Annotated in this window: 16 protein-coding genes; 4 read left to right on the top strand and 12 right to left on the bottom strand. The window is 41.7% G+C overall.

Going from position 1 to position 15,247, the window contains the following annotated elements; genetic code table 11:
• The first annotated feature begins 64 nt into the window (after positions 1-64).
• Positions 65-1,411, top strand: coding sequence for a sodium-dependent transporter (locus BGP78_RS13480; protein ID WP_119861856.1), 1,347 nt, complete (start codon positions 65-67; stop codon positions 1,409-1,411).
• Between the two features lie 52 nt (positions 1,412-1,463).
• Here BGP78_RS13480 and BGP78_RS13475 read toward each other — a convergent pair whose 3' ends face one another.
• Together BGP78_RS13475 and BGP78_RS13470 are read right to left on the bottom strand one after the other, a co-directional pair.
• A complete protein-coding gene (locus tag BGP78_RS13475; protein WP_119861987.1) occupies positions 1,464-1,916 on the bottom strand; it encodes a GNAT family N-acetyltransferase in 453 nt (150 codons plus the stop codon).
• 63 nt (positions 1,917-1,979) lie between these two features.
• Positions 1,980-2,723 carry a sporulation protein gene (locus BGP78_RS13470; protein WP_119861855.1) on the bottom strand — a complete coding sequence of 248 codons (744 nt, stop codon included), beginning with the start codon at positions 2,721-2,723 and terminating at the stop codon, positions 1,980-1,982.
• Between the two features lie 208 nt (positions 2,724-2,931).
• On the opposite strand from BGP78_RS13470, the gene BGP78_RS13465 reads away from it, so the two are divergent.
• Positions 2,932-4,503: a cation:proton antiporter family protein gene (locus tag BGP78_RS13465; protein WP_119861854.1), complete on the top strand. Its 1,572-nt coding sequence runs from the start codon at positions 2,932-2,934 to the stop codon at positions 4,501-4,503.
• Positions 4,504-4,789: 286 nt separating this feature from the next.
• Positions 4,790-5,074: a hypothetical protein gene (locus BGP78_RS13460; RefSeq protein WP_119861853.1), complete on the top strand. Its 285-nt coding sequence runs from the start codon at positions 4,790-4,792 to the stop codon at positions 5,072-5,074.
• Between the two features lie 90 nt (positions 5,075-5,164).
• Here the strand turns inward: BGP78_RS13460 and BGP78_RS13455 are convergent, their stop codons facing one another.
• Genes BGP78_RS13455 through ccmA form a run of 10 tightly spaced genes read right to left on the bottom strand, consistent with a single transcriptional unit; the run spans position 5,165 to position 12,897 of the window.
• Positions 5,165-5,899: a VacJ family lipoprotein gene (locus BGP78_RS13455; protein ID WP_119861852.1), complete on the bottom strand. Its 735-nt coding sequence runs from the start codon at positions 5,897-5,899 to the stop codon at positions 5,165-5,167.
• Positions 5,900-7,168 (bottom strand): c-type cytochrome biogenesis protein CcmI, encoded by a 1,269-nt coding sequence (gene ccmI, locus BGP78_RS13450; RefSeq protein WP_182912290.1) that lies wholly within the window; start codon positions 7,166-7,168, stop codon positions 5,900-5,902. It abuts the gene before it with no gap.
• A gap of 8 nt (positions 7,169-7,176) precedes the next feature.
• Positions 7,177-7,638 (bottom strand): cytochrome c-type biogenesis protein, encoded by a 462-nt coding sequence (locus BGP78_RS13445; RefSeq protein WP_119861850.1) that lies wholly within the window; start codon positions 7,636-7,638, stop codon positions 7,177-7,179.
• The gene (locus tag BGP78_RS13440; protein ID WP_119861849.1) at positions 7,635-8,207 is read right to left on the bottom strand and encodes a redoxin family protein; all 573 of its coding nucleotides are present in this window, start codon (positions 8,205-8,207) and stop codon (positions 7,635-7,637) included. Before BGP78_RS13440 ends, BGP78_RS13445 begins: the two co-directional genes overlap by 4 nt.
• The gene (locus BGP78_RS13435; RefSeq protein WP_119861848.1) at positions 8,204-10,168 is read right to left on the bottom strand and encodes a heme lyase CcmF/NrfE family subunit; all 1,965 of its coding nucleotides are present in this window, start codon (positions 10,166-10,168) and stop codon (positions 8,204-8,206) included. Before BGP78_RS13435 ends, BGP78_RS13440 begins: the two co-directional genes overlap by 4 nt.
• 1 nt (position 10,169) lies before the next feature.
• Positions 10,170-10,649 carry a cytochrome c maturation protein CcmE gene (gene ccmE, locus BGP78_RS13430; RefSeq protein WP_119861847.1) on the bottom strand — a complete coding sequence of 160 codons (480 nt, stop codon included), beginning with the start codon at positions 10,647-10,649 and terminating at the stop codon, positions 10,170-10,172.
• The gene (gene ccmD / locus BGP78_RS13425; protein ID WP_119861846.1) at positions 10,646-10,849 is read right to left on the bottom strand and encodes a heme exporter protein CcmD; all 204 of its coding nucleotides are present in this window, start codon (positions 10,847-10,849) and stop codon (positions 10,646-10,648) included. The genes ccmE and ccmD overlap by 4 nt, the downstream gene beginning before the upstream one ends.
• 2 nt (positions 10,850-10,851) lie before the next feature.
• Complete coding sequence (locus BGP78_RS13420) at positions 10,852-11,589, bottom strand: heme ABC transporter permease (protein ID WP_119861845.1); 738 nt, start codon at positions 11,587-11,589, stop codon at positions 10,852-10,854.
• A 1-nt stretch (position 11,590) separates the two neighbouring features.
• Positions 11,591-12,277: a heme exporter protein CcmB gene (gene ccmB / locus BGP78_RS13415; RefSeq protein ID WP_119861844.1), complete on the bottom strand. Its 687-nt coding sequence runs from the start codon at positions 12,275-12,277 to the stop codon at positions 11,591-11,593.
• On the bottom strand, positions 12,277-12,897 hold the full coding sequence (ccmA, locus tag BGP78_RS13410) for a cytochrome c biogenesis heme-transporting ATPase CcmA (RefSeq protein WP_119861843.1): 621 nt from the start codon (positions 12,895-12,897) through the stop codon (positions 12,277-12,279). Before ccmA ends, ccmB begins: the two co-directional genes overlap by 1 nt.
• Positions 12,898-13,000: 103 nt before the next feature.
• Here ccmA and BGP78_RS13405 point away from each other — a divergent pair, with 103 nt between their 5' ends.
• Entirely contained in the window at positions 13,001-15,241 is a 2,241-nt protein-coding gene (locus BGP78_RS13405) for a flagellar hook-length control protein FliK (RefSeq protein ID WP_119861842.1), read from the top strand.
• Positions 15,242-15,247 lie beyond the last annotated feature (6 nt).

Here is a 15,247-nt window from a genome sequence, read left to right as displayed (position 1 = left end):
TTTATTTAGGATTAATTACAGTAGATTGTGGTCGCCGTTATAAAAATAGAGAAGTATAAATAATATGAGCAGTGTTCGCGGAGAGTTCAGTTCTCGCTTTGGTTTCATTATGGCCGCAGCAGGGTCTGCAGTTGGTCTAGGTAATATATGGGGCTTTCCAACCCAAACCGCCAGTAATGGTGGCGCTGCATTCGTGCTAGTGTATTTAATTTTAGCATTTTGCTTAGCTTACCCCGCATTGATGGCAGAGCTTGTAATAGGACGATATGGGCAAGCTAATGCCGTTTCATCGTTACAAAAGCTCTCTTCCAAACCGACCCATAAACGCTTCGCTTTTTTCGTTGGGTTCGGGGGAATTGTCTGTGCAGGTTTAATCTTAAGCTTTTATGCAATTGTTGCAGGTTGGATGTTTAGCGCTACCATTGAGCCCGTTACCAAGCTCGCCGGTATGCCTGACATGACTCATTGGCTAAGTACCCAATCTTTAGGCCGAGACCTTTTCTTTACTTCGATATTTATCATTTTAACTATCGCGATTATTAGTAAAGGGGTCGAAAATGGTATTGAGAAATGGTCTAAACGTTTAATGCCAGCTTTGCTAAGCATTTTGTTTTTACTCATCGTCTATGTCCTCACTCAAGATGGCGCTAGCGAAGGGCTAAAAGCATATCTGATCCCAGACTTTTCATCTTTGCTCAACCCAGACTTGCTCGTGAGTGCCTTAGGCCAAGCATTTTTCTCGTTGTCTTTGGGGACTAGCGTGATGATCATTTATGGCTCTTATATCAGTAAAAAAGAGAATTTAGTTTCTTTGGGCGCGTATGTCACACTCATCGATGTTTTAATTGCGTTCGTCGCCGGCTTATTGATCATACCTGCAATGTACGTAGCGCAAGCTCAAGGCGTTGACATATTTGCCGCAGATGGCAGCTTGCTATCAGAAGATACGTTAGTATTCCAAGTGCTCCCTGCTCTGTTTAACGGGATGGGTGAAGTTGGTTTGTTCGTCGGTTTTGCTTTCTTTGCCTTAATGAGTATTGCAGCCCTGACCTCTTCTATTTCAATGCTAGAAGCGCCGGTATCGTATGCTGTAGAGAAATTCGCACTAAAACGTATCCAAGCCACGTGGATCATTGGTGCACTTATCACCCTTGTGAGCTTTACCATCATATTTAACTTTAATGCACTATTTGGCCTAGTTATCAGTCTGACCACACAGTTTGGGCAACCACTGCTTGGCATGCTTTGTTGTATCTTTGTAGGTTGGTTATGGAACAGAGGGACACTGCTAGAAGAAATTGAATCAGGTAGCCCTGACATTGCTGCAACTTGGTTTTGGAAGATTTGGCCATGGTACATTAAGTTCGTCTGTCCAATTGCCATTGCTTTGGTATTTATACACTCGTTATAGAAGTCCCTTACCGCTTCTGAGTATAGAAGGTGCGTTATAAGCACCTTTTATACTATTTTCTCTCAGAGATTAGAATCATATCCTGATGCTCAATACCGTCCTCTAAGTAAGGCTCCCCAATGGATTTGAAGCCCTGTTCAGCATAAAATTTCAGAAGATACGTCTGCGCACTCAGCTTGATTTCACTGTATGGCCCGCAGTTTATTGCCACCTCAATGCTCTTTTCCATTAACGTCGCTGCTATTCCTTTCCCACGGTACGGCTCACTAACTAAAACCCTGCCAATTGCAATACACTCAGGCGTTTGAACGTACACGCGCGCATAAGCTGCGATACAGCCCTCCACCGAGGCATATACATGATGAGTATCAAACGCACGATCAACCTCATCAAGTTCTGGGTATGGACACGCCTGCTCTACAACAAAAACATCAACCCGTGCCTTCATAATGGTAAATAATGTTGGAACATCTAACTCTAAAAACTTCTTACACTGCCATTGCATCATTATCACCTCATATAAAAAAGCCCAGCATGGCTGGGCTTAATCGCATGTAACTCTTTATTACTAAGCAAATAGTCGCTCTAGCTGATCGCAAAGTGCCGACAAATTCACTTGACCGTGTTCAATTGTTAAGTCCACATATCCATCTGTTCTAAATGCTCTATCGAGTTCAATTAAAACATGTGTTTTATGTGCCTCAGGTACGAAAGACAACTCTATTTCCTGTATCCCAAAAATGGATTGGCTATTAGGCCTATATTCAAGTTCTTGATAACACCCTGAAAAGGATTGAAAGTCCGCGGCTTTCAAATAGCCTTGCTCAACATCAGCTTTAACCAATGTAAACCCTAACTTCCCCATCGCGGCCATACAGGTTTTAACCGCCTCATTTGGATAAATATGTAAAGTGTCTTTATCCGATGGATCAAGCGCAAGGTCAATATCCAACCCTGTTTCAATCCAAACAAAACTATAATTATAGCCTGCGTTAATTTCTGTGATCGGGGTTTCTGAATGTAAGCGTGCTTCAAAAGGGATGACTTTTTGCTCACCTGGCCCGATACTAAAGCGCTCTCCGACGCTCCACTTTTCCAAAACATGATTGGTAAAGTATTCACCATTTTCACCATCATGTTTAATACGTGTCATCAAGGCGAGTTCCAGACCTGTCACCTCTTGTACAACATCACCACCATTTACAATGATCTGCGCCTGAAACTTCTGCCCAGGTTGTAAATGCTCGGTCTCTAAAACAGTATCGACTTTCGCAGCACCGATACCTACTGATGCAAGGATTTTTTTAAACATTAAGTCTCCTGTTCGAGATTGCTCCTTTTCTTGCATCTTAACCATAAAAAATAGAGTTTGTCAGTGAAAATTTATAACATAAATCAGAATATCTTATTCATACTCGGTTTTATGCTGCTAATTTATGGCCTCTTCTATAAGTTTTTAATTTATAAATCAGCAGGTTTTGATACACTTTAAGTACAAAATTTCTCTAATTGGTTGCCAAATGGAATTACTGTTTTTTGCCATCGCTTTTGTCTGTGGTTTCTCAGTGTATCAACTTAAACTCCCGCCACTTATCGGCTTTTTAATGGCAGGGTTTGTCTTAAACCTACTTGGTCATCAAACAACAGAGTTACTCACTTCTCTGGCCGATTTAGGCGTTACGCTGCTGTTATTTTCAATTGGCTTGAAGCTAAAGGTTTCAAACTTAATCAAACCGCAAGTGTGGGCACCTGCAACTTTGCATATTGTGGTATGCACGGCATTTTTCACGAGCCTTTTAATGCTTCTCGGCTACATTTCTCTGCCATTATTTACAGAATTATCCTTAACCAGTGCCATGTTAGTAGGCTTTGCTTTTAGTTTCTCAAGTACCGTATTTGCCGTTAAAGTATTAGAAGAACGCGGTGAAATGGCAACACTACACGGCAAAATATCAATTGGTATTTTAGTTATGCAAGATATTTTTGCAGTGGCGTTTTTAGCCATCAGCACCGGTAAAATACCAAATATGTGGGCACTCGTATTACTTGTAAGTTTGTTTGCACTTAAACCTGTGATGTTTTGGGTTTTAAATCGTTCGAAGCACGGTGAGCTACTCCCCTTGTTCGGGTTCTTCTTCGCACTAGTGATTGGTTACCATGCTTTTGAATATGCCGGCCTTAAAGGCGACCTTGGCGCACTCATTATTGGTATGATGTTCGCACCTCACAAAAAAGCCAGTGAGCTCTCAAAGTCTTTACTCAATCTCAAAGATATCATGCTGGTTGGATTTTTCTTAAATATTGGACTTAATGCCAATATTTCAACCAATGCGTTTTTAATCGCGTTATTGCTGGTCGTTGTCTTGCCAGTCAAAGTTTCACTGTACTATGCCTTCACAAATTTATTTAGACTACGTGCACGTACCTCACTGCTCAGTGCTTTTACCCTCTCAAACTATAGTGAGTTTGGTTTAATTGTATGTGCAGTGGCAGCCTCCAGCGGCGCAATTACTTCTGATTGGTTAGCCGTTGTAGCAATAGCGGTCTCTCTGACCTTTGTTATAGCGTCACCACTGAATAAAAGAGCCAACGAACTATTTGTAAAGCTAGAGCCTTTTTTACTTAAATTCGAAAGCAGTAAACGTTTAGAAGAAGAACTGCCTGTTAATTTGACCGATACCCAAATTGTTATATTCGGCATGGGGAGAATTGGGACTGGTGCATATGAAACGATTGAGGCATCTAACGCCGGTATTATTGCGGGAATCGATATTAAGCCTGAGGTGGTCGAACGCCATGTTAAGCGAGGCCGAAGAGTCTTACTCGCCGATGCAACCGACCCCGACTTCTGGCAGCGGGTTAATCACTCAAATGTTGAAATGGTCATGCTCGCTATGCCAAAACATATGCAGAACATCTATGCATTAGAACAACTCAATGCTTCAGGGTTCAGCGGGCAAGTCACCGCCATCGCGAATTACCCAGATCAACAAAAGGAATTAGAAGAAATGGGGGTAGATTATACCTATAACTTCTATTTAGAAGCCGGAAGTGGTTTCGCCGAACACGTTAAACAAAAATTATTTTCTTAGAACAGTCACTGAATTATCAGTACCATTAAAGGTACTGATAATTATTTTTATTTCCTCATCAATACCTTACTTCTAGACGTCTAGATTATAGATACAAACTGTAAACAAACACTCCTTCTTGCGATTTACAAAACTTTACATCTAAGTTAGTAATCACAGCCTAAAACAGAGTACACTGGCTTTATTCGAAAATACGTAAGTATCTATTTTTAACACAAAAATTTTGAAATATCGGAGTATGCATGGAAAACTCCCATCGTGTTAATGCAATCTAATGAGGGTAAAAATGCTTAAAACAAAACCAGTAAATCAATTCTCTGCTGTTGTTGATGACGTCAAAGCCGCGCCCTTCTCGGATTTACAAAGTCGCTTAGATGAGCTTCAAGACAATGGAATGACAGCGTTGACAATACGAGGTATTTTATTTCATAAGATGCTAGACCTGCACTCGGTCCCTGCCGATCATGCACTTCGTGAGCAAGAAATCCCACAGCGTCTTGATGACCCTGCAATAATAGCCAATTTAAATGAGCTTGGTTTTTTCAGAAAACAACGCAGTATGATGCACTAATCAAAATTATGGGAGCCTACATACTCCCTTTATAGGCTGGCCATGCCCGTCGCCAGCCTATCTTTCTTTAATAACGTATACTCACTCAAATTATAAATTTTCTAAAAAGTCTTCATCAAAATCCATTTCTTCTTCTTCCATTGGTGGATTACCATCGTAAAGCTCATATAACTGCCTTTGAAAGTAAATATCTTTCATAAACACATAGGGATCGAGTGACTCTCTCAGTAAGCTCTCTTGCGCCATCAGTGACGCTCGCGCTTCAACAGCACGCAAAGCGAATAAAACCAGGGTCTGAGGTGTTGATAAAGCAATCTCTGGAAGTACTAAATTATCAACAAGATCTCCCGCCACATTTCTAACAGTGGAAGGACCCATGGCTGGCAACATCACGTATGCACCGTCACCTAGACCCCATACTCCTAACGTTTGTCCAAAGTCTTCATCTTGATGTTTTAAGCCGAAATTACTGGCTACATCAAATATCCCTAATACGCCCACCGTTGAATTGATCAAAAACCTGGCAACATTGACGCCCATATCTCCAGGCTTACCTTGTAGCCCCGCATTAACAGCATCAATCGGCGCTGCTATATTGGTCGTAAAATTAACAATGCCAGCCCTGACTGGCGCTGGGGTAACCGCTAGGTAACCGACCGCAGCAGGGCGTAAAATATACGCGTCCAATACGTCCATATTGAAGTCATAGATAGGACGATTAAAAGACTGTAATGGATCTCGTTCATCTTTTTTCTCTTCAGGTACTGTTGCACAGCCCGAAAGAACTGTCAGCGCTAATAACACGCTATAAATAGGTTTAAACATTTAGCTTCCTGTGCTGGTAATTACATGGCTTATTTCTACCGTATGGTTTTGTGCTGAGCCAGTTAATGTAATTGGCTCTGATTGCCCCTCAAGCTCCCCATTACTGATCGTAACTGAATTGTCTACAGAGATACGTGCAGTTATGACAACTTGCTCAAAATTAGATAACTTTAAGTTTGGCATCATTGCCATACTATCATCCAGAGTGACCATTAAAGGCAAGTTAAAATCTGTAAGTTTTTCTACAGCAAGTGGCATTTTCGGGCCATCTATTGCCTTTGCGAATACAAATAAAGTGGCATTTTCAGGCACTGATTTAGTTAAATTATCAGCTAGCGTAACGGTAACGGCTAAGCTAGGACCCGTCATTTCACCGATCGTCTGCTGTTTTTCATCGCTTAATTGCCCATCTATTTCTGCAATACGCTGAGAAATCATACTGTAACGCGGGTCTGAATCCGTCATTGTAGAAAGTAATACTTCAAAAGCAGTCTTAGCCTCAACCCAGTCTTTACGTTCATACGCAATTAATGCCAATAAAGAGATCGCATCGATATTGCTGGGCTCTGACTGTAAAACTTTTGATAACATGCTAGCAGCCTGATTCATACCTGTATCGGAGCCTTCGACCAGCAAGACTTGGCTGTAATTAACTAATATATTGTTATTATCAGGGTTCATTTGCAAAGCTTTATCAAACGCCTGCTTCGCCATCGTGTAGTCATTTAAAGACATAGCAACACGGCCAAGTAACATCCAGGCTACGGCATCATCGCCGCTGTTTGCGAGTTTAGTCCTCAGACCAAGGGCAAATGCTTGCAACTCATTCTGGCTTAAAGGCTCTCCTTGCTGCATCACCGCGCGCTCTCCATATTCAGGTAGCTTGTCGATTGCTTCATACCAGTTTTCAATTTGTGTCTGACTTCCCGTAAAACTATAGAAAACCCCACTTACAGCGAGTGTAAATGCAACACCTGTTAAAGCGAAAATGCGGTTATTACCCCGACTGTTCAATTGCTTTTCTGGTGATAACTCATGATACAAGCGCTGCTTTAATTCCAATATAGATTCGTCATGAACCGTTTGCTCTATTCGCTGACTATTTAAATCTTGATTTAACTCTTCCAACCTTTGATGATAAATATCAATGCGTTCAGCATTGGCATCATGATCCAGCGTCAATATCGACTCTTTACGTAAAAACGGCACAACGACGAATAATATTGCAAGCACAGTGAGTAAGGCGAACATCGCCCACATTGTCATCATCTCATTCATTATTGTTGCTCCTTACGTTGGTATTGAGCAATTAACTTCGCCAACTTTTTCTCATCATCTGAGTTCCAATCCTGCTTTCTAGACGCCTTTTTTTGTCGAAATAGGATAAATCCAAAACCGATGATAACGATCAAAATAGGTAGCACCCATAAAATAATCGTGGCTGGTGTCACTGGAGGTTGGTAATGAACAAAGTAACCATAGCGGTCGATCATATAATCAATCACTTCTTGCTTGCTTTTTCCATCGTGGACCAAGGTAACTACTTTATCTCTTAAATCTTTGGCTACAATCGCATCAGAATCGGCAATGTTTTGGTTCTGACATTTAGGACAGCGCAATTCATGGGTCAACTCTTTAAATGTTGCCGCTCTCTCTGGTGTTGAGAATTCGTATTTATCTTCTGCTGAATATACGGCCAGGCTCATCACCATCGCCAACATCATCAATACAGCTTTCATTGTGATAACTCCTGGATCACCGGGGCAAACTTAGCTCGCCATACTCTGGGGTTTATATCTCCCGTATGGTGCAACAATATTTTACCTTCTTTATCTACTAAAAAAGTTTCTGGTGCACCTGACACTCCTAAGTCGAGTGCCAATGTTCGCTCTAAATCTAAAATATTAAACTGGTACGGATCTCCCGCCCTCTTAAGCATTGTTTTTACTTCTGTGCGAAGTGCATCAATGTCAAAGTGGTCACCAAAATCAGGGTCATAAGCTTGCTCATAGTATAAACCTATGATGCGGACACCCTGCCCGCGCAACTGCTCTAAATAGCCTAATTCAGCAATACAAGTTGGACACCAAGTACCCCATACGTTTAATAAATAAACGTCACCAAGCAAATCTGTATTTGTCCATAATTTATCCTCATCCATTAAATCGGGCAGCGCAAAGCTAGGCATAGTCTGACCAATTCGCCCTGTTTGTAACTCACGAGGATTTCCAAAAAGGCCTTGATACAAAAAGACACAGAGAAACATAAAAATTAAAAACGGAATAATCGCTAAGAACTTCTTATTCATGACGTTACTCCATCCGTTTTTTTGTTGTGAGCACGCTTTCTATAGCGCCTATCTGCAACAACCAAAAAGCCAGCAAATGAAATTAATAAGCCGCCTAACCACATCCAACGTACATAAGGCTTATGATAGATACGCAGTGACCAATACCCATTACTAAGCTGCTCACCAAGTGCCAAGTATAAGTCTCGGAAAAAACCATCATCAATGGCTGCTTCTGTCATAAACTGCATGCCAACATCATAAAGGCGCTTTTCTGCATAAAGCTCAGTGACTTTTTTCTCACCTTTTAATACAGTAACCACCCCGGCATGGCCACTGTAATTCGGCCCGCGGATCTCTTTAACGCCTTCAAAACGATATTGATACTCGTTAAGCAGGGCAATATCTCCAGGTTTTACACTGACTGAACGCTCCACCGAATAAGCTGATGTTAATGTAACACCTGCAATCACAAAGGCGATGCCTACATGACCTAATATCATTGCCCAATAACTTAAGCTTTGACGCTTAAAACCTTGTAATAATTGCTTTTCTACTGATACTTTTTCAAAAATATCTAACAAGGCACCTAACGTGATCCAAACAGCCAACGCGGTAGCAACGAACGTTAATGCCGATACCGTATCGTAACTACCGTACAACCACACAGCAGTTAGTAATAAAGAACTGGCAACTAACCCCAGTGCCTTTTTGACCAAAGGCGACGGCTTATTTTGTTTCCACCTTAAAAATGGTGCGATCCCCAATAACAATGCAAACGGCACAATCAATATCGCAAACATTTGATTGAAGAAAGGTACACCAATTGAAATCGATCCTAACCCTAGTTCTTTGTGGATCATCGGTAACAAGGTGCCAAGGAGCACAATCAATGTGGCAACCACTAAAAATATGTTATTTGCCCATAATGTAACTTCTCTTGAGAGCAACTTATAACGTCCCTCACTTTTAACCTCAGACACGCGCATGGCATATAAAGCCAAACTCCCGCCGACAACAACAAGTAAAAAGCTCAGAATAAATAATCCTCTGTCAGGATCAGTTGCAAATGCATGAACCGACACAATAATACCGGAACGTACAATAAAGGTCCCCAGCAGACACAAACTAAAAGCTGTGATCGCAAGCAACACGGTCCAAGACTTAAAGATGCCGCGTTTTTCGGTACTTGCCAATGAATGCAGCAACGCCGTTGCAACTAACCACGGCATTAACGAAGCATTTTCTACAGGATCCCAAAACCACCAACCTCCCCAGCCAAGTTCAGAGTATGCCCACCAACTTCCAATGGTTATCCCAAGGGTTAAAAAGCCCCATGCAACCATTGTCCAAGGCCGTGACCACTTAGCCCAAGTGTTGTCTAATTTTCCAGTTAATAGCGCAGCAATGGCAAAAGCAAATGATACCGATAACCCAACATACCCCATGTAAAGCAATGGGGGGTGTATGATCATACCTGGATCTTGTAACAAGGGATTAAGGTCGCGACCCTCAACAGGGTAATAAGGAAGTAAACGCTCAAATGGGCTTGACATCCACAAGGTGTATAGCATAAAACCCACACCCAGGAAGCCTAAAACACCTAATACTCGTGCTCGTAATACCCAAGGTAATGAGTTTGACATCATCGCAACGAGTGCCGTCCAGCTTGATTGCATGACTAACCACAATAAAATGGCTCCTTCATGACCACCCCATGTGGAGGTAACTTTGTAGTACCAAGGTAAGCTAGTACTTGAATGATGCGCGACATATGCAACGGTGAAATCATCCATAAGCGTTATGTAAATCAAAATTGCGAAAGACACAAGCACAAATAAACATTGACCTACCGCCAATGACGGTGCTGCACGCATCAATCTTAAATTCCCAGTGTAAGCACCCCACATAGGAAAAATACACAGCAAAAGACTAAGAGCCATTGCAAGCACTAACGAGAAATAACCAATCTCAGGGATCATCTTAGTTCTCGCTATTTAAGTTATAAGTTGGCTTAACATGTTTAATGCCTTTAACTGCTTCAGCAACTTCAGAGGGCATATATTCTTCATCATGTTTAGCAAGTACTTCAAATGCCTCTATGACATTAGGTTCAATCAAAGTGCCTTGTGCCACAATACCTTGCCCTTCACGAAATAAATCAGGCAAAATACCATGATATTTGATAGTAACAAGCGGGCCAGTATCAACTAATTTGAATGTCACATCTAAATTGGTTTCATCTCGTACCACAGATCCAGGTACAACCATACCGCCAATTCTTAACTTTTGACCCACGAAAGGTTTTTCTTTCCCCTCGCCTTTACCTTCAATTAACTCGCTTGGTGTATAGAATAGATTTATATTTTCTTGCAATGCGTATAAAGTTAAGCCGATTGCCGATCCCACACCAAAAATAATAGCTAAAACTGCGAGCATGCGCTTTTTACGTCTAGGATTCATACTGCTTGCTCCTGTTGTGCTTTCTTAATTCTCGCTTCACGCTCTATTTGTAATTTAACCTGCTGTTTAAGCTGTTTTGCATCATGCAAAGAGCTTAACAACACCGATAACAATACAAAAGCACAACTACCGTACGATAACCAGACATAAAAGCCATATCCGCCCATCGCTATAAAATCACTAAATGACTCAAATTGCATACTTAACCTCGACTTACTAAATCACGCACCCACGGGCGATGCTTTTCTCGTTGTAAGATCTCATTTTTCAACCGAATTAACGTCACCACCCCAACAAAGCCAGCAAACGCAGCAATATTAACGAACAGCGGCCATAGCATTGACGGATCTATGGCTGAAGTATCAAACTTGGTGATCGTTGCCCCTTGATGCAATGTATTCCACCACTCAACAGAGAAATGAATAATCGGGAGGTTAATAACTCCCACAATTGCCAAAATACAGGCAGCTCTTCCGGCTGATTTTTTATCTTCAAACGCATGGTAAAGAGATAAAACCCCTAAATATAAAAATAATAATATTAACTCTGATGTTAGTCGTGCATCCCACACCCACCATGCGCCCCACATAGGTTTACCCCAAGCAGCACCAGTCACCAATGCGATAACGGTCATCGCAGCCCCGACAGGTGCTATGGCGACCACTGCCAACTCAGCATTTCTGAGTTGCCATACCAACGCGACGATTGCAGCAATGGCCATGGATGAGTAAGCCCCCATAGATAAAATTGCAGAGGGGACATGAATAAAAATTATACGGTAGCTGTCTTTTTGTTGATAATCTGCCGGCGCATAGGCGAGCCCCCAGATCCAACCAACAACCAAAGACACAACGGTAAACACGGTAAAATAAGGCAGTAGCGTATTACACAATTGATATGCACGCTCTGCTTTTGCATAGGGATGTAACCATTTCCACATGTTAACTTACACTCACTTTTAAAGCTGACGATATTGCTAAAGGGGCCATAACAGCTGCTACCGCTAACATAGCCCCCAGGATCGCGAGTTGTCCACCATACGCCAATGACATACTACTGGTGTCGATGGCAGACGTCGCAAAAATTAATACAGGTATATACAAAGGTAGTACTAAAAGGCTCATTAATATGCCGCCTTTTTGCAGCCCAACGGTTAATGCTGCACCAATTGCGCCAATAAAGCTCAGTAATGGCGTGCCAATTAACAACGTTAGCAATGTTGCAGTCAACAGTTGAGTATCTAAATTCATAAGTAAGGCAAAAACAGGAGCCATCAATACCATTGGCAACCCTGTTATTGTCCAATGTGCTAACACCTTAGCGAGGACGGTTAGCGGTAAAGGATATGCAGATGCAATTAACTGCTCTAACGACCCATCATTAAAATCATCCCGAAACACTTTATCTAAACCAAGCATGGTCGACAGCAAAGCCGCCACCCAAATAATTCCTGGCGCCATACGAGCTAATAAAGCAGGTTCAGGGCCTATGGCAAGTGGGAATAAGGTAATAACGATAAGGAAAAACAATAGCGGGTTAACAATTTCTGCTCGTTGTCGAAACGCCAAAGTTAAGTCTTTAGAATATACTGCATAAAAAAGTTGCCAGTAGGAATGTGATGCGTTCATTAATGTCGGTACTCCAAAACCACTTTTTTCAGAGCAGAAAAGTGTGCAGTTAAATCTTGATGAGTTGTTAGTAGAATAGCCCCACCACGGCTCAACTGCTGAGCAAACTGTTGCTGCAACATTACAACGCCCCTTTTATCAAGCGCCGTAAACGGTTCATCTAAAATCCATACCTTAGCGTTATTCAGCCAAAGTCGTGCTAATGCAACCCGTCGCTGTTGGCCCGCTGATAGTGTTCGGACAGGGACATCTTCCAGACCAACTAAACCCAATTTCGCCAAAATGTCATAAATGTTTGTGGCACGCTCATAACCATGTACATCTAACCAATAGCATACATTTTCATAAGCCGTAAGCTGGCCATTAACGCCTGTTTTATGGCCAATAAATAAAAGTTCAGCAGCGAAGTCGTCATAACATTGTGTGATTGAATGACCTTGAAAAATGACTTCCCCTTCATCGGCATTCGCGAATCCAGCAATAATGCGCAACAAAGATGTTTTACCAGCCCCATTTGGGCCCTCAACTTGCATAATTTGACCTGCGTCTAAAGCAAAGCTTAAAGACTCGAACAAACAACGCTCTTGTTTGACACAAGTGACAGATTTAATCTCTAGCAAATTGATGATTCTCGCTACTCAAAATTGGGCGTTAGTCTACCATAATGGTATGGTAATACGAATAATCCAACACAAACGATTACTGAAAATTTGATTTAAAATAATGAATAAGCAGCCAATATCTATCCAACCTTCGAGTACATCTGACACTCGCGCAGTTTTAAGCGATGCTGGTACAAAAAGCGAGCTTAATCTCTCGACACAAACGTTTACTGCGAGAAATATTGTCATCAAGCCTGATAGCCTGCAGATGGAAGTTGAACTTAATGGGAGGTGGCAACCACTGCGCTTAGCAATAAATAATGGCAACACTGTACCCGTTCGTATTGAAGAAGCACTCATTACAGTGCACAATAATGGGCAAAGTTTAACCCTTAAAACGCCCGAACAAAATGTGCAAATCAAAGCTGCCGACGCGTTATTATCATTACTCACATTATTAAAAAACCAGCACCCAAGTACCAATATTCAACACCATGTTAGTGTAACCGAAAAACCTCATCCACAATTACACTTCAATAAATTAGGCATGTCACTGTCAATTAATCCTGCACTTGCACAAGTGCTTAAAAACGAAAGCAAACTTGTTGCTGGTATTCAGGCCGACGCGCATAAAATATCATTCACATTATTTAATCAATTTGAAGACAAATTATTGGCTGGTACTATTAGCAAACACAAAGTCATTGATATCTTATCAGCACAAAAACAGATGCCGCTTATGTTAGTCGACAAACAAAGTGTGCAAATTAAATTTACTGAGTCACAACAGCCATTAAAACTATCGGATGCACTGATCAATGCTCAACCGAGCAAAGCGGGCAATAAATGGTTTCCTGTAGAAATATCCAAGCAAACTCAGGGGGTCAAGTTATCTCAGATACCACAATCTCATTTACTGGCTCTGTCTCACCCCGTTAAACGTCAATTTTCTGGCGTTACGACACAACCAACAACCACAATCCAAAGCGTCGACTCAGTACGCCCTGAAACGACTTTAAACTATACTAAACCTTTATTGAATATCAGCTTAGATGATATCAAGCTCGCTGTAAAAACGGCACTTCTCAAATGGGCTGCGCTGCCTTTTAGTGGACCGAATAATCCAAAATTGACGGCCGCAACACCTGGAAGTACAGCAACCTTTACGCCTCAATTGATTAACCAGGCTGGCCCTCGTATGGTGCTTCAATCAGCTCAACACGCAGCACAACCTCCCGTTGTTCAACTTATGTCGCAACTAACACAGGTCTTACAAGACCCTATATTAGCTAAATCATCACTCTCTCATAAAGAGGCCGCTCAAACCAACCCTACGTTACTGAAAGTACAAACGCCGCCGTTACTCACAGCACCAGAAACAAACATACCCGCCGATACAGCACGTCACAAACCGCTCTCTGAGACACCATACGTGCCAAAACTGCCGATAGAGCGCTTGTTATTAAGCCCCTTATTAGCCGTCAAACCAAGCAGTCAATCAAACACAGCTGTTAATTCTGATATTTCTCCAAAAATAGAGGCACTGCTCAATTATAAAAACAATAACTCGATAGATTTAACAAGGCTAGTCAACAACGCATTCTCAAGAATGATAAGCGAAGAAAACACCAACTCTGCAAAGGTCTTACAAGAATTACAACCACAATTAGGACAGCTCTTAAGCTCACAACCAAACACAATAATGAAGACAGCAGCAAGCTTTACACAAGCACTCGACAAGCTCCTCGTAACACTACTTGCTGCGCCAAAAGCGGTGCAAGGTTATAGTGAAGATGCACAGCTAGAACGCTTACATACTTTACTCAAAACACTGACGCCCGAATTCAAAAGTGTACAACCTAAGCAAATGCTGCAAAACTTACCACTACTACAATCACAATTAGTAGATGATTTAATACAAATAAACAACGCAAGTCACGCGAACTTGCCAGCAAGTCCTAATGCAGCTAAGTTTGATTCCGATACACAGCTATTACTCAGCTTATTTTTACCCATGAAACTCCCCCCCGATTGTAAGCAAACTGAATTACAAATTGGGCAATATAAGAAAAAAGCCAAAGAAAATATGCCAGAGAAAACAGTTTGGTTTATTCGCTTAAACTTTGATTATGCTAATCAAGGGAAAATCAGTGCACACGCTGAGCTAATGGATAAAGCACTTGATATACAATTACTGGCGAGTACAGTACAGGCACGTCAACTTGCCGCGCCCCACATTGATGGGCTACGTCGGAAGCTCAGCGAGCACGGTTTACAAGTTAGCGAAATTGCTCTATCTGAAAACGCTGAGCAAGTAGAGTTATTCTTTAATAGTCACTCGATCGTCAATATTCAGGTATAAAACGGG

Origin of the sequence: Pseudoalteromonas sp. MSK9-3 (assembly GCF_003590335.1) — a bacterium.
Lineage (GTDB): Bacteria > Pseudomonadota > Gammaproteobacteria > Enterobacterales > Alteromonadaceae > Pseudoalteromonas.
This window is presented reverse-complemented; position numbering and strand designations above follow the sequence as displayed.

Bases quoted from the DNA above. Each gene is read 5' to 3' on its own strand.
- BGP78_RS13480 (WP_119861856.1), top strand. From the start codon at position 65: ATGAGCAGTGTTCGCGGAGAGTTCAGTTCTCGCTTTGGTTTCATTATG.
- BGP78_RS13475 (WP_119861987.1), bottom strand. From the start codon at position 1,916: ATGCAATGGCAGTGTAAGAAGTTTTTAGAGTTAGATGTTCCAACATTA.
- BGP78_RS13470 (WP_119861855.1), bottom strand. From the start codon at position 2,723: ATGTTTAAAAAAATCCTTGCATCAGTAGGTATCGGTGCTGCGAAAGTC.
- BGP78_RS13465 (WP_119861854.1), top strand. From the start codon at position 2,932: ATGGAATTACTGTTTTTTGCCATCGCTTTTGTCTGTGGTTTCTCAGTG.
- BGP78_RS13460 (WP_119861853.1), top strand. From the start codon at position 4,790: ATGCTTAAAACAAAACCAGTAAATCAATTCTCTGCTGTTGTTGATGAC.
- BGP78_RS13455 (WP_119861852.1), bottom strand. From the start codon at position 5,899: ATGTTTAAACCTATTTATAGCGTGTTATTAGCGCTGACAGTTCTTTCG.
- ccmI (WP_182912290.1), bottom strand. From the start codon at position 7,168: ATGATGACAATGTGGGCGATGTTCGCCTTACTCACTGTGCTTGCAATA.
- BGP78_RS13445 (WP_119861850.1), bottom strand. From the start codon at position 7,638: ATGAAAGCTGTATTGATGATGTTGGCGATGGTGATGAGCCTGGCCGTA.
- BGP78_RS13440 (WP_119861849.1), bottom strand. From the start codon at position 8,207: ATGAATAAGAAGTTCTTAGCGATTATTCCGTTTTTAATTTTTATGTTT.
- BGP78_RS13435 (WP_119861848.1), bottom strand. From the start codon at position 10,168: ATGATCCCTGAGATTGGTTATTTCTCGTTAGTGCTTGCAATGGCTCTT.
- ccmE (WP_119861847.1), bottom strand. From the start codon at position 10,649: ATGAATCCTAGACGTAAAAAGCGCATGCTCGCAGTTTTAGCTATTATT.
- ccmD (WP_119861846.1), bottom strand. From the start codon at position 10,849: ATGCAATTTGAGTCATTTAGTGATTTTATAGCGATGGGCGGATATGGC.
- BGP78_RS13420 (WP_119861845.1), bottom strand. From the start codon at position 11,589: ATGTGGAAATGGTTACATCCCTATGCAAAAGCAGAGCGTGCATATCAA.
- ccmB (WP_119861844.1), bottom strand. From the start codon at position 12,277: ATGAACGCATCACATTCCTACTGGCAACTTTTTTATGCAGTATATTCT.
- BGP78_RS13405 (WP_119861842.1), top strand. From the start codon at position 13,001: ATGAATAAGCAGCCAATATCTATCCAACCTTCGAGTACATCTGACACT.